At 36.9% G+C, this 17,558-nt stretch carries 13 protein-coding genes; 9 read left to right on the top strand and 4 right to left on the bottom strand.

The genetic code is table 11. The annotated features are described in order from the left end of the window. Positions 1-23: 23 nt before the first annotated feature. The 3 genes from FJA49_RS07025 to FJA49_RS07015 are packed head-to-tail and all read right to left on the bottom strand — an operon-like array spanning position 24 to position 2,259. Positions 24-1,019, bottom strand: a complete 996-nt coding sequence (locus FJA49_RS07025; protein WP_140000257.1) for a glycosyltransferase family 2 protein — start codon at positions 1,017-1,019, stop codon at positions 24-26. Between the two features lie 12 nt (positions 1,020-1,031). Further along, positions 1,032-1,475 (bottom strand): type I restriction enzyme HsdR N-terminal domain-containing protein, encoded by a 444-nt coding sequence (locus tag FJA49_RS07020; RefSeq protein ID WP_140000255.1) that lies wholly within the window; start codon positions 1,473-1,475, stop codon positions 1,032-1,034. 25 nt (positions 1,476-1,500) lie between these two features. Continuing rightward, positions 1,501-2,259, bottom strand: a complete 759-nt coding sequence (locus FJA49_RS07015; RefSeq protein ID WP_140000253.1) for a phosphatase PAP2 family protein — start codon at positions 2,257-2,259, stop codon at positions 1,501-1,503. 265 nt (positions 2,260-2,524) lie between these two features. Between FJA49_RS07015 and FJA49_RS07010 the strand changes: the two genes are divergently transcribed. The 7 genes from FJA49_RS07010 (at position 2,525) to FJA49_RS06980 (ending at position 7,887) form a co-directional block, all read left to right on the top strand. Continuing rightward, on the top strand, positions 2,525-3,349 hold the full coding sequence (locus FJA49_RS07010; RefSeq protein ID WP_140000251.1) for a helix-turn-helix domain-containing protein: 825 nt from the start codon (positions 2,525-2,527) through the stop codon (positions 3,347-3,349). A gap of 160 nt (positions 3,350-3,509) precedes the next feature. Next, on the top strand, positions 3,510-3,869 hold the full coding sequence (locus FJA49_RS07005) for a hypothetical protein (protein WP_140000249.1): 360 nt from the start codon (positions 3,510-3,512) through the stop codon (positions 3,867-3,869). A gap of 201 nt (positions 3,870-4,070) precedes the next feature. After that, entirely contained in the window at positions 4,071-5,075 is a 1,005-nt protein-coding gene (gene holA / locus FJA49_RS07000) for a DNA polymerase III subunit delta (RefSeq protein WP_140000247.1), read from the top strand. 158 nt (positions 5,076-5,233) lie between these two features. Further along, positions 5,234-5,989 carry a LuxR C-terminal-related transcriptional regulator gene (locus FJA49_RS06995; RefSeq protein WP_140000245.1) on the top strand — a complete coding sequence of 252 codons (756 nt, stop codon included), beginning with the start codon at positions 5,234-5,236 and terminating at the stop codon, positions 5,987-5,989. Between the two features lie 206 nt (positions 5,990-6,195). Then, on the top strand, positions 6,196-6,684 hold the full coding sequence (locus FJA49_RS06990) for a hypothetical protein (protein ID WP_140000243.1): 489 nt from the start codon (positions 6,196-6,198) through the stop codon (positions 6,682-6,684). 98 nt (positions 6,685-6,782) lie between these two features. Beyond that, complete coding sequence (locus tag FJA49_RS06985) at positions 6,783-7,283, top strand: hypothetical protein (RefSeq protein WP_233590083.1); 501 nt, start codon at positions 6,783-6,785, stop codon at positions 7,281-7,283. Positions 7,284-7,392: 109 nt separating this feature from the next. Continuing rightward, the gene (locus tag FJA49_RS06980) at positions 7,393-7,887 is read left to right on the top strand and encodes a hypothetical protein (RefSeq protein WP_140000241.1); all 495 of its coding nucleotides are present in this window, start codon (positions 7,393-7,395) and stop codon (positions 7,885-7,887) included. Positions 7,888-8,065: 178 nt separating this feature from the next. On the opposite strand, the gene FJA49_RS06975 is transcribed toward FJA49_RS06980, so the two are convergent. Then, positions 8,066-13,921: a GEVED domain-containing protein gene (locus tag FJA49_RS06975; RefSeq protein ID WP_140000239.1), complete on the bottom strand. Its 5,856-nt coding sequence runs from the start codon at positions 13,919-13,921 to the stop codon at positions 8,066-8,068. 1,020 nt (positions 13,922-14,941) lie between these two features. Here FJA49_RS06975 and FJA49_RS06970 point away from each other — a divergent pair. Further along, the gene (locus FJA49_RS06970) at positions 14,942-15,391 is read left to right on the top strand and encodes a T9SS type A sorting domain-containing protein (protein WP_158629458.1); all 450 of its coding nucleotides are present in this window, start codon (positions 14,942-14,944) and stop codon (positions 15,389-15,391) included. Further along, positions 15,388-17,520 carry a glycosyl hydrolase family 28-related protein gene (locus FJA49_RS06965; protein WP_140000235.1) on the top strand — a complete coding sequence of 711 codons (2,133 nt, stop codon included), beginning with the start codon at positions 15,388-15,390 and terminating at the stop codon, positions 17,518-17,520. Before FJA49_RS06970 ends, FJA49_RS06965 begins: the two co-directional genes overlap by 4 nt. The last annotated feature ends 38 nt before the right edge of the window (positions 17,521-17,558 follow it).

Below are 17,558 nucleotides of genomic sequence, written 5' to 3'. Positions count from 1 at the left end.
AGTTTAACAAGTATAAACTATTGTTAAAATTTGTTTTCAAAAACCTTGCCTTTTTTGACAAAATAGTGGTAAGTAATACTTTTAATTTTGTAGTAATTGTCGTATTGTTTTGATTCTCTTTTATTTAGAAACTTAAATAATTTCAAATAAAAATAAAAATGTGCTTTAAGTATGGCCCATAGGTGTGTGAACTTGCCTTCAGTCATAAATTTGATTCCGGCGAGTCCGTCTTGTGAAAGACGCACGAAAAGGACAGGGAACAGGCTTTTTTTTGGTAGATTCTTAAGCATCATCCAAAGGGAATTGCGGAAATTCAGGAATGTTTTATGTGGATTAGACTCTTTTAATGTAGCACCGCCCACATGGTATACTGTAGATTTTCCACAATATTTCACTTTTAGATTTTGATTGAAAGCACGCCAGCATAAGTCGATTTCTTCCTGATGTGCAAAAAAGTCTTCATCAAAGCCGCCTAAATTTCTATAGATTTCTTTACGTATAAAGAAACAAGCACCAGATGCCCAGAAGATATCAATACTATCATCGTATTGACCATTGTCTTTTTCAAGTGTTTGAAATATCCTGCCTCTGCAAAAAGGGAAACCATATTTGTCGATAAATCCACCACCAGCTCCTGCATATTCAAACAACTGTTTGTTTTTATAGTCTAATATTTTGGGCTGCACGATAGCCGTTTCCGGTTCGTTGTCAAACAATTCTATAATAGGCTGTAGCCAGTTTTCGGTTACTTCAATATCAGAATTGACCAAAGCATAATATTCTTCCTCTACAAATCGGAGGGCCTGGTTATAACCTTTAGCAAAACCAAAGTTATCCGTATTCTGTATGATCTTGACCGTAGGGAATGTTCTTTTTATAAAAGAAACAGAATCATCTGATGAGGCATTATCGGCTACATAAATTGTAGCTTCCGAAGAAAACCGCACAACAGAAGGCAGAAATTCTTCAAGCAGTTTCTGACCATTCCAATTTAGTATGACGATTGCTGTTTTTTTCATTACGGGTTTTATCTAATTAAAATCAGGAAGCTCCTTCAGGAAATTGTATTTTTCGCTTTGGTAGTCCATTTGGCAAAAATAGTGATTCAGGCCATTGGTTACCATCAAATATTCTGATTCAAGCGCCATATTATAACGTGCTATCTGGTCGAAAGTAGTTTGGTTGATGACAATATCGGCTGATTTGCATTCTACCAGCAGAAACAATTTGCCATTGGGCTGGAATACTACCACATCATAACGTTTTATAAGCCCGTTGAGTTTGATGACTTTTTCTACGTTGATATACGATTTAGGATATTTTTTTTCTTGCAGCAGGTACTGTACCACATGTTGCCGAACCCATTCTTCAGGAGTCAATATGATAAATTTCCGACGAATTTCATCGAATATAGAAATCTTACCTTCTGTATTTTTGAACCGAAACTGATAAGAGTTGAAATTGAGCTGCTGCATGAATGCAAAGTAACAAAATTCTGATTTAAAAATTCATTACAAATCCGGCTCCCAGCTGTTTTCCGTTATAAAACGGAGCCATCATTACCGTTGATTTGGTTTCTTTTTCTCCAAAGAATGTTTTTTTGATAAAGGGATGTAGCCAATAAGCCACCTTGGTACTCAGAATTCCGATTCCAGCTCCGGCAGCAACATCCGTAAGCCAATGGCGGTCATTATAAATACGGAATAATCCGGTTCCGGTAGCTATTGCATAACCTGTAATACCATACCATATAGATACATCTTTGTATTCCTGCCATAAGAATTCAGCTCCGGCAAAAGCAGTAGCGGTATGTCCGGAAGGAAAAGAATTGTTAGAACTCCCATCAGGTCTTTCAACCTTGGTAATGCCTTTTAGGCTCAATACGGTTCCACTCATCAGAAGATAGGAAGTACCCATAATAATTGAACGGTCTTTGAAGTTATGCTTTCCTTTAATCCCTAAAGCGTTCAATCCGTACACAGAGGCAAAAGGCGCATATTGCGTAAAGTCGTCTATGGTTATTTTTTTATCAATGTCTTCATTGACTTCTTCCTTGATTTCAGAATTGAACCCTTTGAGCCAGTCGCTTTCTAGCCCAATAACACCATATCCTATAAGGGCTCCGGGAATGATTAATGCTTTGTAGTTGAATTTCAGACTATCTGGTTTTAAAGCAGGAATAGAATCTGTTGCGTTTTGTTGGGCATAAGTCGCTATCGTATTGCAGAAAATACATAATAGCAGGATTTTTTTAGACATAGTTTATTCAATGAATGTTATTTTCAGATTTAACGCAGTAGAAGTATTTTAATTGAGGACTTAGGGCTTATTTAATCAAATCTTAAGGATAGCATTCAGGAACTTTTTTGGCTCGCTATTTTATAATCTTAAATATTTGTACATTTGACATTGAAATCGAATATTACCTACAAGAAGTGTGAAATATTTTGAATACTATTGAGGTATGTGGTAAAAGTAGGGCAGCCCAGCCTGCAGGGAATAAAGAATAAAGCGGTATATAACTATGAATTATAAGCAATATCCAGTACATCCGGCTCTTAAAAATTGGATACGTTATTTCTGGAGTTATGATGTCTGTACTTCAACTGTAGAGGCATTGCATATTCGTTCTTTTGCTGACCGCTATCCAAGGCTTGTTTTTCAGGATATTTGCTCCTTTTCGCCAATCAAGGATGCTAAGGGAACTGTCAAGCCTATCTGTTATTTGAGTGGCGTGGACACGGAGCCTTCTGATGCATTTTGGGACAGTCAATTTTCTCATTTCGGAGTTAGTTTTCAACCCCATGCCCTGCATCTTCTTTTTGGGATAAACGCTGCTGAACTGACAAACCAAATGCCAGACATCCAACTGCTAGACAAGACTGAAATTCCTACCTTATTGCTGAATGCGAAAAGCCATATTGAAAGAGTATCAATACTTAGCGACTATTTTTATAAAAGAATATCGACTGCAAAAGGTGATATGGTTATTGATCATCTTTTTCAAGGTGATTGGGCCGACCGTTTGGGAAATGAAAAAAATCTGGCGGCAATTGCTTCGCATTATCAGATTTCTGAGCGACAGCTGCAGCGCAAGTTCAAACAAAATGTGGGCGTATCTGCCCGTAAATTTGCAAGGATTGCAAAATTTGAGAAATCACTACCGGCTTTATCTTCGGCAGACTATGGTAGTCTTACCCAGTTGGCCTATGATCTTGAATATGCAGACCAGTCGCATTTTATAAAAGATTTTAAATTATTCTCTGGATTTTCTCCCTATGAATTCGTCAAGCAATCCAGCCTGGGTTCTGAAAGCGCTTCATTTATTTATACAGAAGAATTGACCTGATGTCGTTCTGATACAATTCTGTTAGCATTTCTGATTTTAATTTTGGAAAAGATTTAAGATCTATTCCAGTAATAGATTATCTAAACAATCTTAACGATTAAATCATTAATGCACTATGAAAACAGGAAAAAAGAAAATTACTAGTTTGTTTGTTTTAACCATGATTGCCCTTGCTTTTACAGGATGTTCCAGTGATGATGGAGGATCAGGTACAACACCAATTGCTGGCACACATAAATTGGTTTTGAAGGCAGAAACTTCGGGCTCAACTATCCATCACATTCTTTATGGGTATGATGATGAAATGACTTCGGTATCGGGAATAAGTGAGACTTCATGGACGAGTCCGGAAATCACTCTGCCTGATAATGCAAGTGTAGCGAATTTTACTGCCAACGCAGTAGGAGCAACTGATGCTTCAACATTAAAATTACAGGTATTTGTAGACGGTGTTTTAAAAAAGGAAGAAGTGGGAACGGGTACGATTCTGTCCGTTCGCACCCACCACAACCTCAGATAATCTCATCGTTTTAGTTGGCAGCTACCTACACTGTCATGGTTTTGGAACTTATTGCTATTTTTAGCAATAAGTTCTGTTTTTTTGGACACTACTTAAAATCATTAGAAGAATATTAAATAGCGGAGCTATCGCATTTTTATTTGATAGTTCTGCTATTAAAGCCTTATTTTTGGGTTTTGATAAATACCAAATATAAAAGCAGTGGATGAGGTTGTAAAAATTGTCAACGATATCAAGGCCGGAAACATAAAGCCAGTTTATTTTCTGATGGGTGAGGAGCCTTATTATATCGATAAGCTTACGGAATATATGGAGGCAAATCTTCTTTCAGAAGAAGAGAAAGGTTTTAATCAAACCGTGCTTTACGGACGAGATGTGACTATAGATGATATTGTTTCTACAGCAAAACGTTATCCTATGATGGCAGAGCGCCAGGTTGTTATTGTGAGAGAAGCACAGGAACTTTCGCGAAGCATTGATAAGCTGGAAACCTATGCTGAAAACCCGATGCCTACTACGGTTCTGGTTATTGCCTATAAATATAAGACACTAGACAAAAGAAAGAAGCTCGTTAAGTTTCTGGATAAAAAAGGCCTGGTGTATGAAAGCAAAAAACTATATGAAAATCAGGTTGGTGACTGGCTTAAGCGTGTGCTTGCCGGGAAAAAACTAAATATTGAGCCAAAAGCAGCAGCTATGCTGGTTGATTTCTTGGGCACAGACTTAAGCAAGATTGCAAATGAGCTGGACAAATTGGCTATAATATTACCACAAGGCAGCACCATAACTCCAGAGCTGATTGAAGAAAATATCGGTTTTAGCAAAGATTTTAATGTGTTTGAGCTTCGTAAGGCTATTGGCGAACGCAATGTGAAAAAAGCCTATCAGATAGCGCAATATTTTGCTGACAATCCGAAAGACAATCCGCTGGTACTAACAGTTGGACAGACTTTTGGTTTTTTTGTACAGTTGCTAAAATACCATGGTTTGAAAGATAGAAATCCTAAAAACGTAGCTTCTGCTTTAGGTATTAATCCTTTTTTTGTGAAGGAATATGATGTGGCAATTAAGAATTATCCAATGAAAAAAGTAAGTCAGATTGTAGCTTCCCTTCGCGATATTGATGTAAAAAGCAAGGGAGTTGGGGCTAATGGATTACCACCCGGTGATTTGATGAAAGAAATGCTGGCAAAGATATTCGGTTGATAGAATAGCAACTGTGTTGCCAGATATACTATATAAATGCGTTTCAGTCAGAAACGCATTTTTTTTGCAATTACTTTGAAGATAGGCTGCATATTTCTTTTTTGTTTTTATCTGTTTTTCATTTATTTTATGTTAATTTGTTTAATAAACTTCAATAAATGGAAGCTGAAATACAAAATCTTCACGATGTCTGGCTTCCTAATCGAACTGCAGGAACGACACAGTCACATCAAATTTCGTTTGATGACTTGACGAATTCAATTGTCAGCGCCGGGCCGTTTTATTTTTATATTATTGATTTTTTCGACATGTCACTTTCACATATCAGTCCAACTCTTTATGATATGCATGGCTTTGATCCGGAAAATACATCATTTAACGATATATTGGCCTCGATCCATCCAGACGATTTGGAGTTTGTCATAAAAGCAGAAGATTTCCTGACTCATTTTTTTTCAGAAAACATAGACCGTGATAAATTGATGAGCTATAAAGCCAGTTATTGTTTTAGGAGCAGGCTGCATAATGGAGATTATGCCTTATTCAATCATCAGGCTCTAATGCTCACGATGGATGACAATGGAGGATATGGAAAATCGCTAAACATCCATACTCGTTTGGATCACATCACTAATTTCAGCACATATAAAATATCGCTTATAGGTCTGCACGGAGAACCCTCTTTTATGAATATCAGCCTTACTGAAAATAAAAGCGCAAGCATAGAGTTTTCAAAACGAGAAATTGATATTATCAGGCTCTTAAGCAAAGGACTAAATAACACAGATATTGCTAAAAAATTGTTTATCAGTCCGCTGACTGTAAAAAAACATCGAATGAACATCTTAGCCAAATCCGACTCAAAAAACACAGTTGAGCTTATAAAAAATAGCATTCTCCAGGGATTAATTTAGATTTTGTAATAGTTAAGAATACTCCTTTTGGAGTATTTTACAAACTTTATATTTATGCTAGTTTTGTTAGAAAGATGGTGATGTAAATGTAAAACCAGATCACACTTCTTTCTTCTTCATCACACAAAACCAGAACATATAAAAAACAATTAAAATCTAAACTTAATACCCCCCACATTATGAAAGCTAAAATAGTAGTAATTCTATTGGTTGCATGCTCATTCAACCTTTATTCGCAAAGCAGATCAGAAATCATTAAAGAGATAAATAGTCTGCTTCAAAATGTAAAAAACGTTCGTATAAAGACTAGTGAAAGCGATCCGACACACATCCGACATACCTACATGAATTTTTCGGAACATGCCAGTAAAAAAGGATGGGTTTCATTTACTAGTACAACATCATGGGGGAGTGGTTATGAAGACCTTACTCTTACATATTCTTTTGATCCTAAAAAATTAATAGATATAAGTCTAAACGATGAAGTCGACAAAGAACGAGGCAACAAGGCATTTCTAATGGGACTTGAATTAGAAGGGAATGATGATGTAGAGGTAACTTCGGTACAGGGCGGTAATACCACACGAGACAAATCAGAAAGGGTGGTCATGTATATTATGATGAAAGGCAGTGATGGGTATGAGATTTATGACAGGTTAGGGGAACTCTTTCAAAAACTTTATGAAATTTCTTAGATACTAATGATTTAAGTATTTTAGCTTGTTCATATCATATCCAAAAATAGCATTGGAGAAAGAAAGTAAATGATTCAGAAGTATAATCAGTATCAAGGATGATGAAACTTAAAGGACAAGAAAAATATTTTTGGTGGCACTTTGGACATATTACAGACTCCAAGGACATTCCTACTGAATTGCCTGCTTTCACCAGTATAGATTCATTAGTTGATGATGAGTATATAGGCATGCTTGCAGCAAAAGTTTCTGTCGTTAAGTATATTTATTTAAAAGAAACAAGAATTACTGATGAGGGCGTGAGATTGATTAGTGGTTTTAAGCAACTGAAGAGCCTGACACTTATGAAACATGAAAATATTACCAAAGATTGTCTGCCTTATTTAAATAAATTGACCGACCTGGAATATCTTGATGTTTGGAAAACCAAAATCCGATTAGAAGATTTAGGGGCTTTAACCAATCTTAAAAATCTTAAAGAACTTTATGTATCGCCTAACGATGAAGAAGATGAGTCGGATCGGGATACTATTTTGGAAAAGATAATCAAGGCTGAAGAAACGTTACCAAACTGTGCTATACGCACTTATTATATATAACATAGTTTTTGCTTTCTGAAGTGGAAGAAGAAAAATTAAATACAGAATGGTGAAAATCATATCCTAAAAAATAAGGATAAATAATTTCTGCAAATCAAACTTACTGGATGTGCACTTAAGAGGAAAAGAAAAACATTTTTGGAAATGTAACTTTGGCATTTCTAAACTGGCTGATATTCCGTTAGAGATTAGTGGCTATAAATCTATTGATTCTGAAATAGATGATCAGTTTTTGTTTTACCTGACTTCCCGAGTACTTATAATTCATGGAATTTACCTCAAATTCACCAACATTACTGATGAAGGAGTAAAACACATCAGTACAGTTACTGCTCTTTCAGAACTTACCTTGAGAGATCATAAAGGCATCACAAACGAATGTTTGCCTTATCTGAACAAATTGACTGATTTGAAATATCTGGATATTTTAAAGACAAAAATAACTTTAGAAGAACTGCCTGCTTTATCGCAACTTCAGAATTTAAAAGAACTGCATGTTTCTTCTGAACACACAGATGAAGAATATCTTTTAGGAAAGGTTATTTCCATAAAAAAGATACTTCCTAATTGCATCGTATATATCAATTATAAGTCTTACGAGTAGGGGATTGACATCCTCTAAAAAAGAAAACACTCCAGGTTTTCCTGGAGTGCTTCTGGGCATTAAGATCTACTACCACCGCGATCTTAATAAGTGGGCATATATAGAAAGAAAAGTTCCCTATTTTAACTAAATCCGTTATATATGCCCGATTAAAAGAAACCTAAACTAATCCACCTTATTAATCTTGTTTGATTATCTTGATAGTTTTCACGGCATTATCTGCTGTTACTTTAACCATATAAGTACCGGAAGGCAGACCAGACATATCAATCTGTCCTTTATCATCGTTTATTGTTCTTGTCATCACTTGCTGTCCAATAAGGTTGAATACGGCAACATCTGTAATGTTCTTGCTATAAGAAAGGTTCAAGATGTTTTTTACCGGGTTCGGATAGGCCTTAAAGGCTGTAGCATCGAAATCAGGGTTAGATAAAGCTGTATCAATAGAGATGTTGTCTACATAAATCTGCGCTCTGTTTGTGATTGAATAAGCATTGAAACCAATATAATACACACCACTTGTTTCTACTGTAAACGTAGTAGAAGATTCAATTAGAGCATCGTTTGTAATAGACGGATAATCTACCAAATTTCTTGTCATTGCATTAAAATCAGCAGAAGCTCCTATGTTCACTTTCATACTTTCAACCCAACTAGTGTTACCGCTGTTGGCATATTGGAATTTCAATACATAGTTGGTTCCTGGCTCAAGCTGTATACCGTTTGTGTAGAACCAAGCATTGGCTGGGTTAGATGAATTATAACCATAATTCAATACTTTAGAATTGAATCCTCCTCTGCTAATAGCATCTGTTTTCCAGTTATTTCCAGTACCAGCATTTTGAATTGAAGTACAAGACGGCATTTCAGGTGTTGTTACATCTTCAAAATCAATTAAGTAAGGAACTGTTTGAGTGCCACATGCTGTTCTGAAAGCAAATGGTCCAGCCCAGTTGCTCTTACCGTCAGCTCCGCAGTCTCTACGTACAAAGAATTGGTAAGGAGTATTAGCAGAAAGTCCTGAAACCGTATGTTGATTAGCTACTCCTGCAGCCATCGTTCCTGTACCTTGTGTAAATCCTCTTGGTCCATATTCAATGTCGAATAAAGTTCCACCGCTTATCCATGATAATTGTGCTGTTGCAGTTGTAAGGCTTCCGGCTGTTCCACCTGTTGGAGCTGGACATGCTGGAGGAGTAACAACTTCAAAAGTATAATCTTCTGCTTCTCCATTTCCTGAATTAAAACTACAAGCGTCAGTAGGAGTACTGTTGTTATAATCCATACGGATTCTCATTCTGTAGTTTCCTACAGGAGTCAACGCCGGAACAGTAATTGTTCCAGTTGCAGAAGAACCATAAGCAGTTGTACTGAATACTCTTTCAGAAGCCTCGAAAGCCATGTTGTTGTTCCAATCAATCCAGATTGCAAAACCAGAGCTGCCAATATAAGTTGCGCTAAAATCGATAGAAGCGCCTTCATATTGCTGTACTTTCATAGCAGTATGGTTAGAATAACCACCTGTTCCTATAGTTGTACCTGTATTGCTGATATTTGTTGCACCGCCAGTAGTCGTAAAGCTGCTGATATAGTAGCTTGTTGAAGTGGCAGCAGGCGTACAATAAGCCGTTGTAAAACGGAATGGTCCAGCCCAAAGACTCTTGTCACCAGATCCACAATCTTTACGTACATAAAACTGGTAAGCAGTATCAGCCGTTAAGTTTGTAATGCTTAGTGGGTTCGCTACTCCTGTGCGTGTAGTTCCTGTTCCTTGTGTGAATCCTGCTGTTCCGTATTCTACATCAAACAATGTACCGTCACTAGTCCATGAAAGCAGCGCTGATGTTGAAGTCATGCTTGCAATTCCCAAGTTGGATGGTGGGATACAAGATGGCGGAGCAATTACTTCGATTGTATAGTCTTCTGCTTCTCCGTTTCCTGAATTAAATCCACAAGCATCAGATGGACTGCTGTTGTTATAGTCCATACGGATTCTCATTCTGTAACTTCCTACTGGAGTTCCAGCCGGAACGGTAAAGGTTCCTGTTGCTGCTGCTCCATATGCTGAAGTGTTGAATACTCTTTCGTCAGCATCAAAAGCCATGTTTTTATTCCAGTCTACCCAGATAGCGAAACCTGAACCGCTGCTGTATGCTGCGCTAAAGCTGATTGATCTGCCTTCAGATTGCTGTACTTTCAAAGTAGAGAAGTTTGAATAACCTCCAGTTCCTATTGTAGTACCTGTATTGACGATGTTTACATATCCTTCTGTAGTAGAGAAATCTCTGATAAAGTAAGAAGTTGATGTAGCAGTCGGCATACAGTATCCTGTTCTGAAACTGAATGGTCCAGCCCATGGACTCTTATCACCTGAACCGCAATCTCTGCGTACATAATATTGATAATTTGTATCTGATGTCAATCCTGTAGCGTTATATGGATTTCCAACAGAAGAAACGACAGTTCCTGTTCCTTGTGTGAATCCGGTAGGTCCGTATTCTACATCAAATGCAGTTCCTTCGCCCAACCAAGAAAGTTGTGCTGTTGTAAAAGTCATATTTCCAGCACCCAAATCTGTAGGAGGCATACAAGTTGGAGGAGTGGTTACTTCAAAAGTATAATCTTCTGCTTCACCACTGTAATATACGTCTCCCCAATCCCAGTCTTCATATTCAACAAATTCACATGGATTGTTTGGAGAGCTTGTATTGTTATCCATCATTATTCTCATTCTGTAGCTACCTAAAGCAGTACCTGCAGGAACAGTAATCGTTCCGGTAGCAGCAGCTCCATAAGCTGTAGTATTGAATACTCTTTCAGAAGCTTCAAAAGTCATGTTGTTGTTCCAGTCTACCCAGATTGAAAACCCAGATCCGGTGCTATAAGCAGCACTAAAGTTTACAACTCCACCAGTAAATTGCTGTACTTTCATAGCAGCATAGTTAGAGTAACCTCCAGTTCCGAAGCCAGTGTTTAGATTGTTGATGTTTATAAAGCCACCCGTTGTTGTGAAGTTCTTTATAAAATAACTAGTAGTGTTAGCCGCTGGTTTACATGGTCCCGTAAAGAAACGGAAAGGGCCAGCCCATGGACTCTTATCACCTGCTCCGCAATCTCTACGTACATAGTAGTGGTAGGCAGTATCTGCTGTCAGTCCTGTAGCATTGTAAGGATTAGCAACAGAAGAAACGATAGTTCCTGTTCCTTGTGTGAAACCTGCTGGTCCGTATTCTATGTCAAATAGAGTTCCTTCGCTCATCCATGAGAATTGTGCTGTTGTATATAATATATTTCCAGCTCCTAATTGTGTAGGAGGCATACAAGTTGGAGGAGTAACTACTTCAAGTGTATAGTCTTCTGCTTCTCCATTACCTGAATTAAACCCACAAGCATCAGATGGACTGCTGTTGTTATAATCCATACGGATTCTCAAACGGTATTCGCCAACTGGAGTTCCGGCTGGTATAGTGAAGCTTCCTGTTGCAGCAGCACCATAAGCAGTTGTGTTATATACTCTTTCGTCTGCGTCAAAAGCCATGTTTTTGTTCCAGTCAATCCACATTGCAAAACCAGAACTACCGCTATACGCTGCACTGAAGTTAACTACCCCAGTTTCGTAGTGACGCACTTTCATTGTAGTGAAGTTTGAATAACCTCCAGTTCCAATAGTTGTATTTACATTGTTGATATTGGTAATTCCGCCAGTAGTCGTAAAGTCTTTTATAAAGTAACTTGTTGATGTAGCAGCCGGAACACAGTATCCTGTATAGAAACGGAATGGTCCAGCCCAAGAGCTTTTGTTTCCACCACAAATTTTACGTACATAATATTCGTATGAAGTTTCAGGAGTCAATGCTGTAGCATCATAAGGATTTGCTACAGATGAAGCCATGGTTCCAGTTCCTTGTGTGAAACCAGCAGGACCATATTCTACGTCAAATTGAGTTCCATCACCTAGCCAAGAAAATTGTGCTGAAGTAAAGGTTGTATTTCCTACTCCAAGATCAGTAGGAGGCAAGCAAGATGGTGTTGGTACAACTTCAAAAGTATAATCTTCTGCTTCTCCATTACCTGAATTAAACCCACAAGCGTCAGATGGGCTACTGTTGTTATAATCCATACGGATTCTCATACGGTAGTTTCCTACAGGAGTTCCCGCTGGAACGGCGATAGTTCCTGTAGCAGCAGCTCCATAAGCAGTAGTATTGAATACTCTTTCATCAGCATCAAACGCCATATTTTTGTTCCAGTCTACCCAAATAGCAAAACCAGAACCGCCACTATATGCTGCACGGAAGCTTACAGATCCGCCTTCGAAATAGCTTACTTTCATTGCGGCATTGTTTGCATAATTGGTATAACCGCCTGTTCCAATACTGGTGTTTGTATTATTGATATTGCTAAATCCACCTGTAGTGACAAAATCTTTTATAAAGTAGCTTGTCGATGTTGCAGCCGGAACACAGTATCCTGTATAGAAACGGAAAGGTCCAGCCCATGGGCTCTTGTTTCCTGCTCCACAATCTCTTCGTACATAATAATGATAAGCGGTGTCAGGAGTCAGCGCTGTAGCATCATAAGGATTTGCTACAGATGAAGCCATGGTTCCAGTTCCTTGTGTGAAACCAGCAGGGCCGTATTCTACATCAAACAGAGTTCCATCGCCCAACCAAGAAAGTTGTGCCGTTGTAAAAGTAATGTTTCCAGCTCCAAGATCAGATGGAGGCATACAAGACGGAGGAGTAATTACTTCAAGCGTATAATCTTCCGCTTCTCCATTACCTGAATTAAATGTACAAGCATTTGACGGGCTGCTATTGTTGTAATCCATACGTATTCTCATACGGTAATTGCCTACTGGAGTTCCAGCCGGAACGGTAAAACTTCCTGTAGCAGCAGCACCATAAGCAGTAGTATTGAATACTCTTTCATCAGTATCAAATGCCATGTTATTGTTCCAATCTACCCAGATAGCAAAACCGGAACCAGAGCTATAAGCAGCACTGAAGTTGATTGTTCCGGTTTCAAACTGCTGTACTTTCATAGCAGTATGATTAGAGTAACCTCCGGTTCCAATACCCGTATTTGTATTGCTGATATTGGCACCAACTCCTCCAGAAGTAGTGAAATCTTTTATAAAATAACTTGTTGAGGTAGCAGCTGGAAGACAGTAACCAGGATAAAAGCTGAAAGGTCCTGCCCATACACTTTTATCGCCTGCTCCGCAATCTCTGCGTACATAAAACTGATACATTCTATCTGAAGTCAATCCAGTAGCATTGTATGGATTTGCAACAGATGAAGCCTGTGTTCCTGTACCTAATGTAAACCCTGAAGGACCGTATTCTACATCAAATACTGTTCCTTCGCCCATCCATGAAAGCTGTGCAGAAGTAAGAGTGATGTTTCCAGCTCCAAGATCAGTTGGAGGCATACATGAAGGTGGATCACCCACTTCTAAAGTATAATCTTCTACTTCTCCGTTTCCTGAATTGAAAGTACATGGATTGTCTGGATTAGATTTGTTATAATCTGCCAAGACTCTCATACGATAGCTACCGTTAGCAGTAGCTGCAGGAATTGTAATTGTTCCAGTTGGAGTAGAACCGTATTCTGTAGTGTTAAACACTCTTTCAGAGGCTTCAAAGGTTGTATTTCCATTCCAATCAACCCATATAGCTAAGCCATAAGTTCCAGAACTGTAGGTCGCTGCAAAGTTAAAACTGCCTCCAGCTGCTTGACGTACAATTTGTGTAGTAGAATTGGAATAACCTCCGGTTCCTATTCCGGTATTCATATTTGTAATGTTAAGAAAACCTCCGGTAGTGCTAAAATTCTTAATATAATAGCTTGTTCCAGTTCCTGAAGGTGTACAATAGGCTAGTGAACCTGGTGCAACAGTTGTTTTTTCAGGCTGTAGCATTCCTGGCCCTGAGTAGGCATAAAGAAAAATGCCCATGCCTAAGCAATACAGCAATGTCAGCCATTGCTTGGTCCGGAATTTCTTCCGGTGGGGATGTGTAAAGTTTTTCATTTTTTAAGTATATTTGATTAAATTAAACAGGCGCTATCACAGCGCTATATTTTGATATTTTTATTATGTATAAAAGCCATAACAGAATGAGAATAGTTCATATCTGTATGGCATAGGTATTTCTTAATCTTACTCCACAAAGCTTTATGCTAAAAAGTAAGGCGCTCTCCAATTTTAATAGTGTATAACGCAATAATTTTTCATTTAAATAAACTATGATGATTTAAAAATTTTTTATGAAAAATGTTCGGAGAGCAGCCTTAACATCTTAGCCGACCTCTTATAATTTAACCCAACTAACAAAATTTAAATCTATACCCCCGTATGGCAAATCTCATTGTTGATTATAAGAGGTCATTATCTTCCAGAGTGTTTTGGGCTTATTATTAAAAAGCACTTCCCTTATTATATTCATAAAACTAAACGATGAAAAAAGGAGGGAAGCACTTTATAGTAGCAAAAGAAAGCTGCTCTTTCATTTTTTTAGGAAATTAAAGTTGCTGTTAATCAAAATAACTAAATCTGAAAAAAATTACCCAAGCAGCTGTTCTAACTTTATTTATGTGTTTTCATTCTATAATTTATAATTAGTCTTGAATTTCCAATCAAATGTTTTTAAAGTGCCTCTAGGCTTTATTTTGTATTAACTAAACCTAAGTTTATGAAGAAAACTTGCAGAGGCACTTATTAAAAAAAATTAGTATTTAGTATTTAATTAATTTTCACTGGTTGATTATAACAAGTCAAAGATTGTTTTTTGTCACCTATAAGACAACACGAAAAAAGTAAATGACAGTTATGAATGAGAATTTGATTGATATGATTCAATAAATGTATTTTGGAGTAAGAGGTGAAGGGTTACTGATAGGTAATAGATGTAAGATTATACAGTACTATTAATAGTAAGCAAGCCTTACAATTTTTAAAATTTAAAAGCTATTAAGATTTATTTTGTAGGAATTTATTTTAGATTGAGAAAATAATTATATTTGAACATATCTTCTTGTAAATTAAATGTTTATGATAGGCAATAGAAAAAATCTGTTAACATTGATAGCGTTGGGATTATATTCCAGCATGTTTTCACAGTCAGAGGGTATAGTTGGCAGTTCTGCTAATTATTCGGGTTACATGAGTTTTAATACGGGAGAAGTTTTTGTGGTTTTCAAAATTCAAAATGAAGACATAGTATCAAAATCTATAGAAATTATTCCAAAAGAACAGGAGAATTTGCTTGAGGATGTTGATGATATTATTGTATATCCGAATCCTGTATCAGCCATTTTAAATATAAGTTCTATAAGTGGAAAGCCCGTAGGAGAAATATTTATTTTTTCTTCAGAAGGCAAGATGGTTTTAAATCAAGAAGTGGTAAATAACCAAATAGATTTATCTCGTTTGGCACAAGGAACCTATATACTAAAAACAGATATTTCCAGTTCAAAAACTTTTAAAATTATTAAGCAATGAGAAAAATAGTTTACTTTATATTTTTAGTGAGTTTTAATGTGTTCTCACAAACGCCACCACCACAAGGAATAAGCCATAGAGGAACAGTATACAGGTCTAATGGGCAGATTGTTAGTAATGCTAATGTAACAATCAAAGTTGAAATACTAGATTATACAACCAATCCATTTTTAGGCACGCCAATATTCACGGAAACATTCTCTCCGATACATACGAATGTATATGGACAGTATAGTATTAACATAGGGAATTCTACTCCAGCCAATAATGTCTTATTCAGCCAAATTAATTGGGGAAATAATACTAACAAATACTTGAACATTTTAATCGATCCTGATGGAGGTACTAATTTTACCATATCAGGAGGAAATCAATTATTGAGTGTCCCTTACGCCTTGTTTTCACAAACTTCTCAAAATACCAATACAGCAATCAGAGTATATAATACGATAAGCGAGTTAAGAACAAAAGTGGGAAGTCCAGGTGAAATTGTTTACATAAAAGGACATAGCAATTATGGTGATGGTGGTCAGGGAAATTTTATCTGGCGTGATCTTCTCGCAACCGATAACAAATTTCCAGACAATGACGGTACCATTGTTAGACCTGCTGGAGTTGCTACCGGTGGCTGGTTTAGGCTTATTGATGGAAGGATTAACATTAGATACTTTGGTGTCATTGGTTTTGACATACAAGATGGTGAAAGAATTCAAAAAGCCATTGATTTTGCAGCTAAAAATGCCGAAAATTCAAATGAAAATGGTGCATACTACACTAACAAAACCTACGCTGGATCTGTAGTGTACATACCTACAGGGAATTATTTAATTAAAAACCCTTTAATATTAAAAAGTGGTGTCAGTATTGAAGGAGAAAGTACAGCAACTACCATCTTAACTGCATCAAATGATCAAAAAAATGGGAATATGATTGAAATGGATTCAGGAAGGATTTTAGGTGTAAATATTTCAAATTTAACCCTAACAGGTGGAGTTAAATACGATGAAAATAATACAAAAAATGCTATATATTTAAAAGCAAAACCCGGAGGGACTAATAATGATGGTGGACTATGGAACGCTACGTTTAAAAATATACGCATCAACCAGTTCAATGGATCTGGGATAATATTAGAAGGAGGTGGTGGAGCAAACTATAATTATAAGCTTCCTAATCAAGATCTTATATTTGAGAATGTCAATATTGCACGTCAGACAGATGCTTCAGCTTGTTTATTGATTCAGGGGCAGCAAGGACAGATGACTTTTATAAATTGTGGTTTTGATGGACGCTACGTAGGTTTTGATAATCCGAATGCAACATCAATGACCATGAGTAAATATTTTAATGTTGTAATTGAAAGTAATGCCCATGTTCAGTCTTCCGTGGTAAAATTTATTACCTGTACTTTCCAGTATTCGGAATATGGCGCTTTTATAAAATTTGGTGAAAATATTACTTTTGATAATTGCTGGTTCGAGATGCTTGATCGTGCAGTTGGTATAGTCCAAAGTAATACGGTACCGCCTCTTCCGAGTAGAGGAATAAATATTATTAATAGCCGATTCGCAAATGCTTCGGGATTTGGATCGTATTACAATAAGGTAACTACAGCAAATGTTATAGGCGGTATTCCTACAGGAAGTTGTATCTATACGGAAGGTGCCCAGGTAAATGTGCAAGGAAACTATGTTGCCGTTACCGATATTTATAATGAAAACAATTTATTTATTAGAAACTACAGTGTCGATTCCCAAATAAATGCATCTAATAATTCTTTCCAAATTCCGCAATTAGGGATGACTTATGGGATTGATAATAATATTATCAATAGCACAGCAAATGCAATCAATGCGGGTGGATATAGATTTGTAACAGTTAATAGTTCTGCTTTACAAATCAATGAAATAAAGTCAGTTTTGAGCGCAGGTGAAACCGTAACAATACGATCCAATGGCAATTATGTGAAGTTTGATACCTCAAAAAATATCTTATTGACCAAAGCAAGCCCAGTTTCTCTAGGTTATGGCGAAACAGCTACTTTTATAAAAGTAGATGGGACTTTTGTAAATGGAGGTGTTACCTATAGAGAGTTTTGGCAGCTGATTAGTATTAATAAGGTTAATTAAAAAAACACTATTTCATACGTTTAAAAACTGCAAGTCAA

Source organism: Flavobacterium microcysteis (assembly GCF_006385255.1).
Classification (GTDB): Bacteria; Bacteroidota; Bacteroidia; order Flavobacteriales; family Flavobacteriaceae; genus Flavobacterium; species Flavobacterium microcysteis.
This window is presented reverse-complemented; position numbering and strand designations above follow the sequence as displayed.